This is a genomic window from Caulobacter sp. FG7, from assembly GCF_057808875.1.
The window spans coordinates 79,522-95,400 of sequence record NZ_JBMDIW010000005.1 but is presented as its reverse complement, the minus strand read 5'-3'; the positions used below and the strand labels follow the sequence as shown (position 1 = coordinate 95,400).

The 15,879-nt window shown below is 67.9% G+C and carries 13 protein-coding genes; 8 read left to right on the top strand and 5 right to left on the bottom strand.

The annotated features are described in order from the left end of the window. Positions 1–77: 77 nt before the first annotated feature. Entirely contained in the window at positions 78–2,006 is a 1,929-nt protein-coding gene (locus tag ACODR1_RS05930; protein ID WP_488879617.1) for a glycoside hydrolase family 97 protein, read from the bottom strand. 176 nt (positions 2,007–2,182) lie between these two features. Between ACODR1_RS05930 and ACODR1_RS05925 the strand changes: the two genes are divergently transcribed. The 7 genes from ACODR1_RS05925 (at position 2,183) to ACODR1_RS05895 (ending at position 10,297) form a co-directional block, all read left to right on the top strand. Further along, a complete protein-coding gene (locus tag ACODR1_RS05925; RefSeq protein ID WP_488879616.1) occupies positions 2,183–4,639 on the top strand; it encodes a glycoside hydrolase family 3 protein in 2,457 nt (818 codons plus the stop codon). A gap of 148 nt (positions 4,640–4,787) precedes the next feature. After that, positions 4,788–6,728 carry a sialate O-acetylesterase gene (locus tag ACODR1_RS05920; RefSeq protein ID WP_488879615.1) on the top strand — a complete coding sequence of 647 codons (1,941 nt, stop codon included), beginning with the start codon at positions 4,788–4,790 and terminating at the stop codon, positions 6,726–6,728. 134 nt (positions 6,729–6,862) lie between these two features. Continuing rightward, complete coding sequence (locus ACODR1_RS05915; RefSeq protein WP_488879614.1) at positions 6,863–7,042, top strand: hypothetical protein; 180 nt, start codon at positions 6,863–6,865, stop codon at positions 7,040–7,042. A 102-nt stretch (positions 7,043–7,144) separates the two neighbouring features. Next, a complete protein-coding gene (ahpC, locus tag ACODR1_RS05910; protein ID WP_101718084.1) occupies positions 7,145–7,708 on the top strand; it encodes an alkyl hydroperoxide reductase subunit C in 564 nt (187 codons plus the stop codon). Positions 7,709–7,844: 136 nt separating this feature from the next. Beyond that, positions 7,845–9,425 (top strand): alkyl hydroperoxide reductase subunit F, encoded by a 1,581-nt coding sequence (gene ahpF, locus ACODR1_RS05905; RefSeq protein ID WP_488879613.1) that lies wholly within the window; start codon positions 7,845–7,847, stop codon positions 9,423–9,425. A gap of 194 nt (positions 9,426–9,619) precedes the next feature. Beyond that, positions 9,620–9,928, top strand: a complete 309-nt coding sequence (locus ACODR1_RS05900) for a hypothetical protein (RefSeq protein WP_488879612.1) — start codon at positions 9,620–9,622, stop codon at positions 9,926–9,928. A 57-nt stretch (positions 9,929–9,985) separates the two neighbouring features. Continuing rightward, the gene (locus tag ACODR1_RS05895) at positions 9,986–10,297 is read left to right on the top strand and encodes a hypothetical protein (protein ID WP_488879611.1); all 312 of its coding nucleotides are present in this window, start codon (positions 9,986–9,988) and stop codon (positions 10,295–10,297) included. A gap of 42 nt (positions 10,298–10,339) precedes the next feature. Here ACODR1_RS05895 and ACODR1_RS05890 read toward each other — a convergent pair whose 3' ends face one another. The 4 genes from ACODR1_RS05890 to ACODR1_RS05875 form a co-directional block, all read right to left on the bottom strand. Continuing rightward, positions 10,340–11,887 carry an ATP-binding protein gene (locus tag ACODR1_RS05890; RefSeq protein ID WP_488879610.1) on the bottom strand — a complete coding sequence of 516 codons (1,548 nt, stop codon included), beginning with the start codon at positions 11,885–11,887 and terminating at the stop codon, positions 10,340–10,342. A gap of 165 nt (positions 11,888–12,052) precedes the next feature. Then, complete coding sequence (locus ACODR1_RS05885) at positions 12,053–13,693, bottom strand: NAD(P)/FAD-dependent oxidoreductase (RefSeq protein ID WP_488879609.1); 1,641 nt, start codon at positions 13,691–13,693, stop codon at positions 12,053–12,055. A gap of 167 nt (positions 13,694–13,860) precedes the next feature. After that, positions 13,861–14,310: a MarR family winged helix-turn-helix transcriptional regulator gene (locus ACODR1_RS05880; RefSeq protein WP_488879608.1), complete on the bottom strand. Its 450-nt coding sequence runs from the start codon at positions 14,308–14,310 to the stop codon at positions 13,861–13,863. Further along, positions 14,307–14,723: an organic hydroperoxide resistance protein gene (locus ACODR1_RS05875; RefSeq protein ID WP_101718089.1), complete on the bottom strand. Its 417-nt coding sequence runs from the start codon at positions 14,721–14,723 to the stop codon at positions 14,307–14,309. Before ACODR1_RS05875 ends, ACODR1_RS05880 begins: the two co-directional genes overlap by 4 nt. A 195-nt stretch (positions 14,724–14,918) precedes the next feature. Here ACODR1_RS05875 and ACODR1_RS05870 point away from each other — a divergent pair, with 195 nt between their 5' ends. Continuing rightward, positions 14,919–15,833 (top strand): DUF2268 domain-containing putative Zn-dependent protease, encoded by a 915-nt coding sequence (locus tag ACODR1_RS05870; RefSeq protein WP_488879607.1) that lies wholly within the window; start codon positions 14,919–14,921, stop codon positions 15,831–15,833. The last annotated feature ends 46 nt before the right edge of the window (positions 15,834–15,879 follow it).

Here is a 15,879-nt window from a genome sequence, read left to right as displayed (position 1 = left end):
TGATTGCAAAGGCGGGTCAGTAGGAAGACCTCGCCCTGAGCTCGTCGAAGGGCGTGGTCTTCGGTCCAGGGGAAGCGCTAGCGCACCGGCGTCAGCCGCACGGCCGCGCCGCCGCTGGCGGCGAGTTTCAGGGTCAGGGTCGAAGTGGCGGAAACGGAGGGATGCGAAACCTCGATACCGGTCGGGGTCGCGCCGTCCTGGCGGACATCGGCCTTCCATGCGCCCTTGCCTAGGAAGCCAAGCGGGACCTTCACCGTCCGGGCGGTCTCGTTGTTGAGCGCGCCGATCCACCATTCGGCGCCCTTGCGGCGGGCCACCACGATCGACTGGCCGATCTCGCCGGTCACGTAGCGCACCTCGTCCCAGGTCGTCGGCACGGCGGCGGCGAAGTCGAGCCCCGCGGGGCTTTCGGCATAGGTGTCGGGGCTGTCGGCGACGATGGCGAAAGGACTGTCGTAGACCACGAACATCGCCAGCGCCTGGCCGCGCGTGGTCTGGACGAAGGGCAGGCGGTCGCGCGGCTCGAACTTCGACGGCTCCACGTTGCGGAAGCCGCCGGGGGTGTAGTCCATCGGTCCCAGCAGCAGGCGCGTATAGGCCAGCATGACGTTGTGGCTGGCGGTGATCCGCGTGCTCCACTTGTTGTATTCTGCCCCCAGCACGCCTTCCTGCGTCAGATAGTGCGGATAGGTCCGGATCAGGCCCGTCGGATGATAGGCGCCGTGCAGGTCGACCATCAGGTGGTGCTGGGCGGCCTTCTTCAGCAGGCGGTGGTAGAAATCCACCATCTGTTGGTCGTCGCGGTCCATGAAGTCGACCTTGATCCCCTTGATCCCCCACTGCTCGTAGAGGGCCAGGGCCTCGTCCATCTGGGCGTCCAGCGCCTTCCAGTTCAGCCACAGCCAGACGCCGACCTTCCTGTCGGCGCCGTAGGCGATCAGGCCCGGCAGGTCGAGTTCGGGCTTGGGGCGGGTGACGTCGACGCCTGGCCGCACCACCGAGGCGCCGCCGGCTCCCACGTTCCAGCCCTCGTCGATCAGCATGTATTCCAGGCCGTTGGCGGCGGCGAAGTCGATATAGGCCTTGATGGTCTGCGGGTTCATGCCGGCGTCGGGCACGGCCTTCAGCGAGGGCCCGTTCCACCAGTCCCAGGCGGCCTTGCCCGGCTTGATCCAGCTGGCGTCCTCGACCACCGAAGGCGCACTCAGCGTGGTCAGCAGGGTGTTCTCGACCAGCTGCCCGGCCTTGGGCGCGATCATGATCACCCGCCAGGGCGAGACGACGTCCGCGCCCAGGCGCGTGCGCACCGCGACGCTCGGGTCGTCCAGGCGGGGCGACAGCTTGACGCCGATCCCCAGTCGCCCGTCGCCCTTGCCGCGCAGGTACATCCCCGCCCAGTCCTTCAGGTCGGCCTCGGCGATGGCGAAGGCGGCGTTGTCGCCCTGGCAGACCAGCGGCGCGTCGAACAGGTTGTGCTCGCGGAACCTCGAGGCCTGCACGGGGGCGAACTCGCCCTCATGGCTGCTGCCGAACTTGCCCAGGTTCAGGCCAAAGCAGCCGTAGTCCCTGGGAAAGTCGAAGCTGGTCACCTCGTCGCGCACGTCTGTGGCGGCAGTGGCCTCCTGCTGGGGCAGGACATAGCGGAAGGCCACGCCCTGGTCGTAGGCGCGGAAGATCACCCGCAGCCTGCGGCCGCCTTCCTCCTGGAAGTCGACGGCCAGTTCGTTTCGCTTCTGGGCCACGTGGCTGACCTTGGCGGCGGGCAGGTCGTAGGCGTCCTCGCCGCTGGCGGTCTCAGCGCCGACGATCTTCACGCCATAGGAAAAGCGCCCGCCCTTGGAGAGCTCCAGGCCGAGCCCGGAGGGCGCGATCAGCGTCTTGCCGCGATAGGCGACGGCGTAGCGGGCCTGTCCCGACTCGTCGGAGACTTGGATCGAGATGGCGCCGTCGGGGGAGGAGAGGGTGCGGGTTTCGGCCGAGGCTTTCGCGCTATACAGCGCTGTCAATGTGGCTCCAGCCAGCAAAGCGCTTCGAACGACCCCCATTGCAACGTCTCCCTAAAATTCGTTGTCTCGGTGTTTGTCGTATTAATTAGACCGTGTATGCATCGGCGTCGAGCTTTCGATACCGGTAACATCCAGGCGGCTTCCAGACCGCCCAAAGCAAGGAAGAGCGGGGGAGCATGAACACCAGGACCCTGACCATCGCCCTGATGGCGACCACCCTTCTGTCGGCTCCGGCCTTCGCCGCCGACGGTCCCAAGAGCACCGCCCATCCGGCCCTGTGGCCCGCGGCCAAGAGCCAGGGCCTGGTTGATCCGGCCACGGAAGCCTTCGTCGACGGCCTGCTGGCCAAGATGACGCTGGAAGAGAAGATCGGCCAGATGATCCAGGCCGACACCGCCTCGATCAAGGCCGAGGACCTGAAGACCTACCCGCTGGGCTCGATCCTGGCCGGCGGCAGCTCGCCGCCCCTGGGCGCGCCCGACCGCTCGCCTGTCGGCCCCTGGGTCGACACCGTCAAGGCGTTCCGCGACGCGGCCGCCCAGCGCGGCGGGACCAACATTCCGCTGATGTTCGGCATCGACGCCGTGCACGGCAACAACAACCTCGTCGGCGCCACGCTGTTCCCGCACAACATCGCCCTGGGGGCTGCCCGGGATCCTGAACTGATCCGCAAGATCGGCGCCGCCACGGGCCAGGAGACAGCGGTGTCAGGTTTCGACTGGGCCTTCGGTCCGACCCTGGCCGTGCCGCGCGACGACCGTTGGGGCCGCACCTACGAGGGCTATTCGGAGGATCCCGCGATCGTCCGCCAGTACGCCCGCGAGATGATCCTGGGCCTGCAGGGCGCCGTCAGCGAGGGCCAGGCCCTGCAGAAGGGCCACGTGGCGGCCAGCGCCAAGCACTTCCTGGGCGACGGCGGCACCACGGGCGGCAAGGACCAGGGCGACACCCAGGTTTCGGAAGCCGAGCTGATCCGCCTGCACGCCCAGGGCTACGTTCCGGCCATCAACGCCGGGACCATGACCATCATGGCCTCGTTCAACAGCTGGAACGGCCAGAAGATGCACGGCAACACGTCGCTGCTGACCGACGTGCTGAAGGGCCGCATGGGCTTCGACGGCTTCATCGTCGGCGACTGGAACGGCCACGGCCAGGTCGAGGGCTGTACGCCGACCAACTGCGCCCAGGCCGCCAATGCGGGCCTGGACATGTATATGGCCCCCGACAGCTGGAAGGGCCTCTATGACAACCTGCTGGCCCAGGCCAAGTCCGGCGAGGTGCCGATGGCCCGCATCGACGACGCCGTGCGCCGCATCCTGCGCGTGAAGGCCAAGCTCGGCCTGTTCCGCGCCGACCGTCCGTGGGAAGGCCGCGAGGGCGTGCTGGGCAATGCCGACCACCGCGCCATCGCCCGCGAGGCCGTGGCCAAGTCGCTGGTGCTCCTGAAGAACAACGGCGGCGTCCTGCCGATCAAGGCCAGCGCGAAGGTGCTGGTGGCCGGCTCGGGCGCCGACGACATCGGCCAGCAGTCGGGGGGCTGGACCCTGTCGTGGCAGGGCACCGACAACAAGAACAGCGACTTCCCCAACGCCCAGTCGATCTATTCGGGCTTCAAGGACGCGGTCGAGGCCTCGGGCGGCAAGGCGACGCTCAGCGTCGACGGCTCGTTCAGCGACAAGCCCGACGTCGCCGTCGTGGTGTTCGGCGAGCAGCCCTACGCCGAGGGCGTGGGCGACCTGAAGTCGCTCGAGTACCAGCAGGGCGACAAGACCGATCTCGCCCTGCTCAAGAAGCTGAAGGCCGCCGGCGTGCCGGTGGTGGCCGTGTTCCTGTCGGGCCGTCCGCTGTGGGTGAACCCCGAGATCAATGCTTCCGACGCCTTCGTCGCCGCCTGGCTGCCGGGCTCGGAAGGCGGCGGGATCGCCGACGTGCTGGTCGGCGACGCGGCCGGCAAGCCGCGCCGCGACTTCAACGGCAAGCTGTCGTTCAGCTGGCCCAAGACCGCCGCGCAGTTCTCGCTGAACAAGGGCGACAAGACCTATTCGCCACTGTTCGCCTACGGCTACGGCTTGACCTACAAGACCGGCCGGACCGTGCCCAAGCTGTCGGAAGTCTCGGGCGTCACCGCTATCGCGGCCAACGACAGCAACTACTTCGTCGGCGGCAAGACCCCGGCGCCGTTCGAGTTCCGCCTGCTGCCGACCACCTCGGTGCACATCAAGCCGGTCGACGCCGGCAACGTGCAGGAAGCCGGCCGCCAGCTGACCTTCGCCGGCGGTGTTCCCGCCGTCGCCGAGATCGCCGCCGACAAGGCCTTCGACCTGACCTTCCAGACCAATGCCGAGATCGCCCTGCAGGTGAACTGGCGCGTCGACGTCGCCCCGTCGGCCAAGACGACCCTCGGCATTGGCGCCGGCAAGCTCGACGTCACCTCGGTGCTTTCGGGCGCCAAGGTCGGCGAATGGACCAGCCTGAAGGTGCCGCTGAAGTGCTTCCAGGCCGCCGGCACGGACATCGCCAAGGTCGAGGCGCCCTTCTCGCTGGCCACGGCCGGGGCCCTGACGGTCTCGATCAGCGGCGTGAAGCTGACCACAGACCCGACCGGCACGACCTGCCCGGCCAAGGCGGACTAAGCTCCCAGTCAAATGCGTTGCGTGACCCTCGTCCTTCGACGAGCTCAGGATGAGGGTCATGTCCGGCGCCGCAGTAGATATCCTCTTCCTGAGCTTGTCGAAGGACGAGGATATCGGCTCCCCAGAATTGCTTACCAGGAGACATAGCGTGGTCCGTCACCTGCTCGCCGGGGCCGCCGCCCTGGCCTTCGCCGCTCCGGCGGCCGCCGCGCCGCCGCTGGCCTCGGTGTTCACCGACCACGCCGTGCTCCAGCGCGACCAGCCGATCCGGGTCTGGGGCGTGGCCGCGCCCAATGCCGTCGTCGCCCTCGACCTGTCGGGAGAGCAGGGCCTGGCCACCGCCGACGCCAAGGGACGCTGGGTCGCCTTGCTGAACGCCCGCCCGGCGACCGGCCAGCCCCTGACCCTGACGGTCAGGGCGGGCGCAGAGAGCCAGACCGTCTCCGACCTCCTGATGGGCGACGTCTGGCTGTGCTCTGGCCAGTCGAACATGGAATATCCGCTGCGCCGCGCCCTCAACGGCGAGGCCGAGGCGGCGGGCGCCACCGACCCGCACGTGCGCCTGCTGCAGACCGGCCGCACCAGCCTGCCTAACCCGACCGACACGCTGCCCGCCCAGGCCGCCTGGAGGGTGTCGGCTTACGACAGCGCCAACAACTTCTCGGCCGCCTGCTTCTTCATGGGTCGCGACATCCGCAAGAGCACCCACGCGCCGGTCGGCCTGATCGACGCCACCTGGGGCGGCTCGATCATCCAGGACTGGATCAGCGGCCAGGGCCTCAAGGCCCTGGGCGGCTATGACGAGGGCCTGTCGGTGTTGGCCGACTACGCCAAGGATCCGGCCAAGGGCATGGCCCGCTGGGGGGCGATGCTCGATCGCTGGGCCGCCAAGGTCGAACCCCATGCGGCGGATTGGGCCAAGCCCGACTTCGACGACCGCGCCTGGGCGACCATGCCGGCCGAGCTGTTCTGGGAGACCAATCCGGGCCTCGAAACCTTCGACGGCACGATCTGGCTGCGCGCCGAGATCACCCTGACCAAGGCCCAGGCCGCTGCCCAAGCCAAGGGGGGCGCGATCCTGATGCTGGGTCCCGTCGACGACATGGACACCACCTTCGTCAACGGCCGCCAGGTGGGCTCGCAGGAAGGCTGGGACTTCAAGCGCGCCTACGCCGTGCCGGCCGGAACGCTCAAGGCCGGCCGCAACGTCATCGCCGTGCGCGCGATCGACACGGGCGGCGGCGGCGGCGCCTGGGGCCCAGCCAAGGACAAGGGCCTGAAGCTGGCCGACGGCTCGTTCGTCCCCATGGCCGGAAGCTGGCGCTACAAGGTCTCGACGAAGCTCTCCGACACTGGCCTGCCGCCGCACGCGCCGTGGCTGGGGGCCTCGGGCCTGTCGACCCTGCACAACGGCATGATCGCGCCGCTGGCCCCGTACAGCGTCAAGGGCTTCGCCTGGTACCAGGGCGAGTCGAACGTCACCGAGGCCAAGGAATACGCCCGGCTGATGCCGGCCCTGATCGCCGACTGGCGGCGGGCTTTCGACGCGCCCGACGCGCCGTTCCTGATGGTGCAACTGGCCGCCTTCGGCCCGCAGGTCGACAAGCCCGGGGTCTCGCGCTGGGCCGAGCTGCGCGACGTGCAGCGTCGCACGGTCGCCGCCGATCCCAACACGGGCCTCGCCTCCGCCGTCGACCTCGGCTCGCCCTACGACATCCACCCGGCCGACAAGCTGCAGGTCGGCCTGCGTCTGGGCGGCCTGGCCCGCAAGCTGGCCTATGGCGAGGCCCTTAACGCCTCCGGCCCCGCGCCGCTCTCGGCCGCGCGCGACGGCGCCGATGTCGTCGTCACGCTGGACCAGCCGGTGGTGGTCTACGGTTCGGGCCGCCCCGCCGGTTTCGAACTGTGCGACGGGGCCGAGTCGTGCCGCTTCGTCGACGCCAGCGTGGAGGGCGACAAGGTGCGCCTGAGCGTCCCGGCCGACTACGCCGCCGTGAAGGTCCGCTTCGCCTGGGCCGACAGCCCGGTGCTGAACCTCTATGGCCACAACCGCCTGCCGGCGACGCCGTTCGAAGTCCCAGTGCGCTGACCCCCTTCTCCCGTCATTCCCGCCACAGGGGCGGGAATGACGGGAGAAGGGGCGAAAATGGGCTCCAGCCCCGCTTATTAACCAGCAACCCCTTGCGCCATAAGGCTTTCCTTCTCCTGAAGGAGGCCCGCTGCTTGACTGACCGCACCTGCGAAGAACTGGCCGAACTTTGGAGAGCGGTGTTCGGCGAGGCGCCGCCGATCATCACCGACCGCGAACTCACCGTAGAGGTCCTGGTGCGCTGTCTGCCCACCGCCGAACCCTATGCGCCACAAGCTCTCGTCAAAGCTAAGCTTGAGCGGAAGGCGTCCTGAAACCGAGATAGGATCGATCTATCTTCGGAACTGATTTTATCGATTGGACCTATTTGCTGCATCGCGATACCTACGACGCATCCTTTTCCAACGGAGCGTCCCATGTCGCTGATCAACACCACGATCAAATCCTTCACCGCCCAGTCGTACAAGGACGGCAAGTTCGTCACGGTCAGCGACGCCGACACCAAGGGCAAGTGGTCAGTCTTCTTCTTCTATCCGGCCGACTTCACCTTCGTCTGCCCGACCGAGCTGGAAGACCTGGCCGACAACTACGACGTCTTCACCCGCCTGGGCGTCGAGATCTACGCCGTGTCGACCGACACCCACTTCTCGCACAAGGCCTGGCACGACAGCTCGCCGGCCATCGGCAAGATCAAGTACCACATGGTCGGCGACCCGTCGGGCGCGATCACCAACAACTTCGAGATCATGCGTCCGGGCGTCGGCCTCGCCGACCGCGGCACCTTCCTGGTCGACCCGGAAGGCGTGATCCAGTTCATGGAAGTCACCGCCGAAGGCATCGGCCGCAACGCCATCGAACTGCTGCGCAAGATCAAGGCCGCCCAGTACGTGGCTTCGCACCCGGGCGAAGTCTGCCCGGCCAAGTGGGAAGAGGGTGAAAAGACCCTGGCCCCGTCGCTCGACCTCGTCGGCAAGATCTAAGACTACCTGAACTGCCCGCGCCGCCGCTTCGCTCCTTCTGGAGCGGCGGCGCAACCCTCCGATCGTTCGCCGCGTTCGATCCTCCCCCGACATTCGAACGCACTTCCTCCTCCCCCTAGTTTTCTGGGAGCCCGTCATGCTGGACGCTGGTCTGAAGACCCAACTGAGCACCTACCTGCAGAACCTGCGCCAGCCGATCGAACTGGTCGCGTCGCTCGGCGACGACAAGGGTTCCAAGGACATGCTGGCCCTGCTGGAAGACGTCGCCGCGACGTCCGACAAGGTCAGCCTGAACCTGGCCGGCGACGCCGCCCGCAAGCCTTCGTTCGCCATAACCCGCGCTTCGGGTGACGCTGACGTGCGCTTTGCCGGCCTGCCGCTGGGCCACGAGTTCACGTCGCTGGTGCTGGCTTTGCTGCACGTCGGCGGCCACCCGCCGCGCCTCGACGCCGAGGTGATCGAGCGCATCAAGGCCCTGGACGGCGACTACAGCTTCGAGACCTATTTCTCGCAGTCCTGCCAGAACTGCCCCGACGTGGTGCAGGCGCTCAACACCATGAGCGCGCTCAACCCGCGCATCCGCCACGTGGCCATCGATGGCGCGCTGTTCCAGGCTGAAGTCGAAGAGCGCCAGGTCATGGCCGTTCCGACCATCCTGCTGAACGGCCAGCCGTTCGGCCAGGGCCGCATGGAGGTCGAGCAGATCCTGGCCAAGCTGGACACCGGCGCCGAAGCCCGCGCCGCCGAGAAGATCAAGACCAAGGACGCCTTCGAGGTGCTGGTCATCGGCGGCGGCCCCGCCGGCGCGGCCGCGGCCGTCTACGCCGCCCGCAAGGGCATTCGCACCGGCGTCGCCGCCGAGCGCTTCGGCGGCCAGGTGCTCGACACCATGGCCATCGAGAACTTCATCTCGGTCCAGCATACCGAAGGCCCCAAGCTGGCCACGGCGCTGGAGCAGCACGTCAAGCAGTACGACGTCGACGTGATGAACCTGCAGAAGGCCGTCGGCCTGGTGGCTCCCAAGGCTCCGGGCGGCCTGATCGAGGTCAAGCTCGAGAACGGCGCCAGCCTGAAGTCGCGCACCGTGATCCTCTCCACCGGCGCCCGCTGGCGGAATGTCAACGTGCCTGGCGAGGCCCAGTATAAGAACAAGGGCGTGGCCTACTGCCCGCACTGCGACGGCCCGCTGTTCAAGGGCAAGCGCGTGGCGGTGATCGGCGGCGGCAACAGCGGCGTCGAGGCGGCCATCGACCTGGCCGGCATCGTCGCCCACGTCACCCTGATCGAGTATGACAGCCAGCTGCGCGCCGACGCCGTGCTGCAACGCAAGCTCGCCAGCCTGCCGAACGTCACCATCGTCACCTCGGCCATGACCACCGAGATCCACGGCGACGGCGCCAAGGTGAACGGCCTGTCCTACAAGGACCGCAACCACGACACGGCTCACCGCGTCGACCTGGAAGGCGTGTTCGTGCAGATCGGCCTGGTGCCCAACACCGAGTGGCTGAAGGACTCGGGTGTGGCGCTCTCCAACCGCGGCGAGATCGAAGTGGACTATCGCGGCGAGACCACCATGCCGGGCGTTTTCGCGGCCGGCGATGCGACCACCACGCCGTACAAGCAGATCATCATCGCCATGGGCGAGGGCGCCAAGGCCTCGCTGTCGGCCTTCGACTACCTGATCCGCCTCCCCGCCGAACAGGCCGAAGCGGCCTGACCGGCTTTACGGACTGCAATGGCGAAGGCCCGGACGAGCGATCGTCCGGGCCTTTCGTCGTTCCGGAGACCGCCCCGCGGAAACCCTGCAATTTCAGGGTGAGCCAAGCTTGACATTGACGCCTCGGGCGACGTCTTTCGGCCAGCCCGCGGCCGATGTAGGTCGCGGCCTTTTCGAGTCTCACGGGGGATGTCATGAAGAAGATCGTCGTCGCTCTTTCGCTGCTTGCGGCCGTCGCCGGCACGCCGGCCGTCGCGGCCGAGGCCCTGCTGGAAGGCGATCCCGCCACCTGGCGGCTCCAGAACTACGTGCCCAACGACGTCAAGGTCTTCTTCACCGGCAGCCCGTGCCAGTACGGTCGCCTGCAGTTCCCGTCCAGCGCCACCACTCAGGACAAGGACCGGTTCTTCTCGATGGTGCTGACCGCCCGTTCGACGGGGCGGAACATGGGCGTCTACTACGACAACGTTAGCTGCGATATCTGGTCCTTCTACCTGATCTAAGAGCCTTCCCGTCATCACTCTCAGGTCAATCGGGGCTCGTCCGCCCAAGGAAATCCCATGAAGAAGTTTGTCGCCAATCTGGTGCTGCTGGCGAGCATCGCCGTCGCCATGCCCGCCGTGCCCGCCGAAATGCTGATGGAGGGTGATCCCATGAACTGGAGGGTGCAGAACTACGTGCCCAACAACGTGGTGACCTACTACACCGGCAGTCCCTGCCAGTACGGACAGCTGACCTTTCCGCCCAATGCGACCACCGAGGACAAGGACCGCTACTTTGCGATGATCCTCACCGCGCGTTCGACCGGACGCCGCGTCGGCATCTACTATGAAAGCAGCAACTGCCAGATCCAGTCGTTCTTCCTGGTGTAGACTTCAGCTCGCGCTCGACCGGCGGAAGCTGATTTAGGGCGGTCAGTTCACCGCTGCCTGGATGCCCGCCAGCAGGTTGGCCGCCGTGATCGGCTTGGCCACGTGCAGGTCGGCGCCGGCGGTCAGGGCCTCGTTGCGGTGCTTCATAAGGGCGTTGGCGCTGAGCATGATGATCGGCGTGCGGGTCGCGCCGCGCTCGACCTCCAGGGCGCGGATGGCGCGCGTGGCGGTCAGGCCGTCCATGCGCGGCATCTGCATGTCCATCAGTACGATGTCGAAGCGGCCGTCCCCGAAGGCGGCGACCGCCTCGAAGCCGTCGCCGACGGTGACGACGTCGGCGCCCTGGGTCGCCAGGATCAGCTGGGCCACCCGCTGGTTGGTCGGATGGTCCTCGACCAGCAGCACCCGCAGCGGATGGTCGGGCAGGGCGATCGGCTCGGGCGGCGGAGGCTCGGCGCTGACCTCGACGGCCTCCTGCAGGCGCGGCAGGCTGAGCGAGAAGACAAAGCGGCTGCCGACGCCGGCCTGCGACGTCGCCGAGATCTCGCCGCCCATCATCTCGGCCAGCGAGCGGCAGATCGACAGCCCCAGGCCCGTGCCGCCGAACCGGCGGCTGATCGTCTCGTCGGCCTGGCCAAAGCGGGTGAAGAGGTTGGCGGCCTGCTCGGCGTCGAAGCCGATGCCGGTGTCCTCGACCTCGAAGGTCAGCTGGGTCTCACCGTTGGCCTCGGTCGCCGCGACGCGCAGGGTGATCCCGCCCGTCTCGGTGAACTTGATGGCGTTCGACAGCAGGTTGCCGATCACCTGGCTGAGGCGCGTGCCGTCGCCCAGGTGCCGGCCGCCGGTGATCGGCGGCCGCTCGATGGTGAAGGAGAGGCCCTTCTCCTGCGCCCGGCGGCGCATCACCTCGACGCCGGGGCGCAGGGCCTGGTCGAGGTTGAACGAGCGCTTTTCCAGCTGAAGTTGGCCGGCCTCGATCTTGGAGACGTCCAGGAAGTCCGACACCAGCCGCTCCAGCGTCGCGCCCGAGTCGCGGACCAGGGCGATCATCTCGGCCTGCTCGGGGCTGAGCGCGGTGCGCGACAGGGCGTCGACGATGCCGATGACGCCGTTCAGCGGCGTGCGGATCTCGTGGCTGATATTGGCCAGGAAGTCGCTCTTGGCGCGGTTGGCCGCTTCGGCCGCGGCCTTGGCCTCGATCAGCTGCCGCTCGGCCGCCACCCGGTCGGTGACGTCGCGCGCCACGCCGTAGATGCGGTCGCCGGCCCGCTGGGCGCGCCATTCCAGCGTGCGGTAGTGGCCGTCGGCGTGGCGGTAGCGATTGATGAAGCCCCGCACAGGATCGCCGTCCTTGCGGTTCTCGACCTCGACCACGCTGTCGCGCGTGCCGGGCATGTCGTCGGGATGGACGAGGCGCAGCAGGGGCTGGCCTTCCATGTCCTCGGGGCGATGGCCCAGCTTGGTCTGCCACGACCGGCTGGCCTTCAGCACCGTCCCCTCGAGATCCCGGATGATCAGCAGGTCGAGCGAGACCTCGAAGAAGGTGCTGGCGTCCACCAGCAAAGCGTCGCGAGCCGATGACTCAGCCATTGATCGAAGTCCCCGAAACGCCGACTAGAGTTCAGCCTAGCGCATCAAGGTTAAATTCCAATATCCGCAATCCATTGCATTTGCGGTCGCGTAAATGGCGCTGGTATTTGAAATGCGCTTTTAGCGATAGCTCAATTAAATTTCGATATTGAGAAGTATCGGGAGCTAGAGCGCCTCCGCCCAGCCCTTGGCCACATAGGCCGCCGCCACAGCCTCGGCCACCTTGATGCCGTCCACGCCCGCCGAGAGGATGCCGCCGGCATAGCCCGCCCCTTCGCCCGCGGGGAACAGGCCGGCGGTGTTGAGGCTCTGCAGGTCCTTGCCGCGGGTGATGCGGATCGGCGAGGAGGTGCGGGTCTCGACACCGGTCATCAGCACGTCGGGGTGGTCGTAGCCGGCGATCTGCCGGCCGAACACCGGCAGGGCCTCGCGCATGGCCTCCAGCACGAACGGCGGCAGGCACTCGGCCAGGTCCGTCATCTTGACGCCCGGCTTGTACGAGGGCGCAACCTCGCCCAGCGCTTCCGACGGACGGCCGGCCAGGAAGTCGCCGACCTTCTGGGCGGGGGCCTTGTAGTCGCCGCCGCCGGCGGTGAAGGCCAGGCTCTCCCACTTGCGCTGGAATTCGATGCCGGCCAGCGGGTGGCCCGGATAGTCGCGGTCGGGATCGATGGCCACGACGAAGCCGGAGTTGGCGTTGCGCTCGTTGCGCGAATACTGGCTCATGCCGTTGGTCACGACCCGGTTCGGCTCCGAGGTCGCCGCCACCACCGTGCCGCCCGGGCACATGCAGAAGCTGTAGACCGTGCGGCCGTTCGAACAGTGGTGCGACAGGCTGTAGTCGGCCGCGCCCAGATCCGGGTGGCCGGCGCAGGCGCCGAAGCGGGCCTTGTCCATCCACGACTGCGGATGCTCGATGCGCACGCCGATCGAGAACGGCTTGGCCTCGATGTGGACGCCGCGGTCGTAGAGCGTCTGGAAGGTGTCGCGCGAGGAGTGGCCCACGGCCAGCACCACGTGCTCGGTCTCCATGAACTCGCCGGTCGACAGATGCAGGCCCTTCAGCCTGCGCGCGCCGTCCTCGCCCGCCTCGATCTCGAAGTCGGTCACCCGGTGCTGCCAGCGATACTCGCCGCCCAGGCCCTCGATCAGCGCCCGCATCTGCTCGACCATGTGCACCAGGCGGAAGGTGCCGATGTGCGGGTGGGCCTCGGTCAGGATCTCTTCGGGCGCGCCGGCGGCGACGAACTCCTCCAGCACCTTGCGGCCAAGGAAGCGGGGGTCCTTGATCTGGCTGTAGAGCTTGCCGTCCGAGAAGGTGCCCGCGCCGCCTTCGCCGAACTGGACGTTCGACTCCGGGTTCAGCTCGCTCTTGCGCCACAGGGCCCAGGTGTCCTTGGTGCGCTCGCGCACCACCTTGCCGCGGTCGAGGATGATCGGCTTGAAGCCCATCTGGGCTAGGACCAGGCCCGCGAACAGGCCGCAGGGACCAGCGCCGATCACCACCGGGCGAGGACCGTCGAAGCCCTCCGGTGCGCGGGCCGTGAAACGATAGTCGGTGGCGGGCGTCGGCCGCACCTGGCTGTCGCCCTTGAAGCGTTCCAGAACGGCCGCCTCGTCGCGCAGGACGACGTCGACCGTATAGACCATCAGGATCGCGCTCTTCCTGCGGGCGTCGTGGGCGCGCCGCCAGAGCTTGACCTCCAGCAGGTCGGCCGGATCGATCCCCAGGCGCACGCAAATGGCCGGAGCCATGGCCTCCGGCGGATGGTCCAGGGGCAGCTTCAGTTCGGAAAGGCGCAGCATGGCGCGGGTTTAGCGGGTCGCGGCCCGTATTTCCATCGTTCCCTCCCCCTTGTTGGGGAGGGGCGGGGGTGGGGGTGGCTACGGTGGTGGACGCCGCGCACGGCCGCCAACTCGGCAGATCACCCCCATCCCCGACCCTTCCCCCATCAAGGGGAAGGGGGAGAAGTCTAAACCGCCAGCCGCTTCAGCCGCTCGCGCAGGTCCACAAGCTCGGGCATCGGCGTGTCCAGCTTGCAGAAGAACTGCTCGGCCACGCCCAGGGCCTGGTCGCGCATGGCGTCGCCGGCGTCGGTCAGCGAGATGACCACGCGCCGTTCGTCGTCGGGATCGCGGCTGCGCACGATCAGCCCCGCGCCTTCCAGTCGCTTGAGCAAGGGGGTCAGGGTGCTGGACTCCAGGTCCAGGGCCTGGCCCATCTCGCCGACGGTACGCGGGCTGTGCTCCCACAGCACCAGCATGGCCAGGTACTGCGGATAGGTCAGGCCCAGGGCGTCCAGCAGCGGCCGGTACAGGCGCGTGACCCGGTTGGCCGCGCTGTAGAGCGCAAAGCAGAGCTGGCGGTCGAGGCGCAAGACCTCGACCGCTTTGTCCAGGGCTTTGTCGGCGTCCGAGGTCATGCAGCCTTTACGTTGAGGGCGACATCGATGTTGCCGCGGGTGGCGTTGGAATAGGGGCAGACCTGGTGCGCCGTGGCAACCAGGGCTTCGGCTTCTTCCTGCGAAAGACCCTGGGTTTCGACGTCCAGCGCCACTTCCAGCTTGAAGCCGACTTCCTGCGCGGCCAGGCCGACGACGCCGGTGACGGTCGAGCTGGTCAGAGGGATCTTCTTCTGGCGGGCCACGAAGGCCATGGCGCTCTGGAAGCAGGCGGCGTAGCCGGCCGCGAACAGCTGCTCGGGATTGGTGCCGTCTTCCTTGCCGCCCAGGGCCTTGGGCATGGCCAGGCGCACGTCCAGCAGGCCGTCGTCGCTGCGGACGCCGCCTTCGCGACCGCCGGTGGCCGTGGCGCGGGTTTGATAGAGAGTGCTCATCGGGTTCGCTCCTGCGATTGAATTGGTGAGAACGATTTAGTCGTGCACGATATAACTTCAAGGGCGCCGCCGACGATTTTTCGTCGCGCCCCGAGAGGCTGCTGACATGAACGGGACGGTCGCCGCCGCCGGGCCCTTGATCTGGGCGGCCCCGGCGAGCCAGTTTCACCGCCAACAAAAAAGGGGGAGGGGCGCGTGCGATCCTGGATTCTGACGGCCGGCCTGGCGGCGGCGATGGTTCTGGCCGGCCCGGCCTGGACGCAGGGGGCGTCGTCCAGCCTCGACACCGCGGACGTCGACCTCTTCTACCGCCTCTACGACCAGGCCGGCGGCCATCCCAGCGCCGAGCAGTTGCAGGCCGGCTATATCGACGCCGGCTCGCCGGGCTTGCGCACCTTCTTCACCGCCCGCCGCACCACCGCGACCCGGCTGGCCGAGGCCGTCGCCGCCCGGCCCGAGCTCTACCAGAAGGCCCGGGCTTGCGCCGGCGTCCTGCCCAAGGTGAAGGGGCGGGTGGATGCGGCCCTGGCGAAGTTCACGGCGCTCTATCCGCAGGCGCGCGTGCCGTCGGTCACCGTGGCGGTCGGCCGCGGCAAGCCGGTGGCGATCGGCAGTCCGGTCACGGGCGTCCAGGTGGGACTGGAGGCCCTGTGCGCCACCGAGTTCATGAACCCCGACACCGAGGGCCGCTTCGTCGGCGTGCTGTTGCACGAATACGCCCACGCCCAGCAGAACCCGCTGCTGACCGAGAAGGAAATGCCGAGCGTTCTGGAGACCGCGCTGCTCGAGGGCGGGGCCGAGTTCGTCACCGAACTGCTGGTCGGCCGGCCCGCCTATGTCTATTTCGAGCCCCTGACCAAGGGGCGCGAACGCGAGATCGAGACCGCCTTCGCCGCCGACCTCGACAAGACCGACTTGTCGGCCTGGTTCTACAACTCCACGCCCGAGAAGCCCGCCGATCTCGGCTACTGGACCGGCTACCGCATCGCCAAGGCCTACTACGCCAAGGCCAGCGACAAGCGCGCCGCCTTGCGCGACATCCTCACCGTCTCCGACGCCCACGCTTTCCTCGCCGCCAGTGGCTGGACGCCGGGGATGACGCTGGAGTGACCACGGGGGCGCTTGCCCCGATCGCCGCTTCGTGTCCCACTTCGCC

Bases quoted from the DNA above. Each gene is read 5' to 3' on its own strand.
- ACODR1_RS05900 (WP_488879612.1), top strand. From the start codon at position 9,620: ATGAAGAAGATCGTCGTCGCTCTTTCGCTGCTTGCGGCCGTCGCCGGC.
- ACODR1_RS05925 (WP_488879616.1), top strand. From the start codon at position 2,183: ATGAACACCAGGACCCTGACCATCGCCCTGATGGCGACCACCCTTCTG.
- ACODR1_RS05885 (WP_488879609.1), bottom strand. From the start codon at position 13,693: ATGCTGCGCCTTTCCGAACTGAAGCTGCCCCTGGACCATCCGCCGGAG.
- ahpC (WP_101718084.1), top strand. From the start codon at position 7,145: ATGTCGCTGATCAACACCACGATCAAATCCTTCACCGCCCAGTCGTAC.
- ACODR1_RS05895 (WP_488879611.1), top strand. From the start codon at position 9,986: ATGAAGAAGTTTGTCGCCAATCTGGTGCTGCTGGCGAGCATCGCCGTC.
- ACODR1_RS05890 (WP_488879610.1), bottom strand. From the start codon at position 11,887: ATGGCTGAGTCATCGGCTCGCGACGCTTTGCTGGTGGACGCCAGCACC.
- ahpF (WP_488879613.1), top strand. From the start codon at position 7,845: ATGCTGGACGCTGGTCTGAAGACCCAACTGAGCACCTACCTGCAGAAC.
- ACODR1_RS05880 (WP_488879608.1), bottom strand. From the start codon at position 14,310: ATGACCTCGGACGCCGACAAAGCCCTGGACAAAGCGGTCGAGGTCTTG.
- ACODR1_RS05875 (WP_101718089.1), bottom strand. From the start codon at position 14,723: ATGAGCACTCTCTATCAAACCCGCGCCACGGCCACCGGCGGTCGCGAA.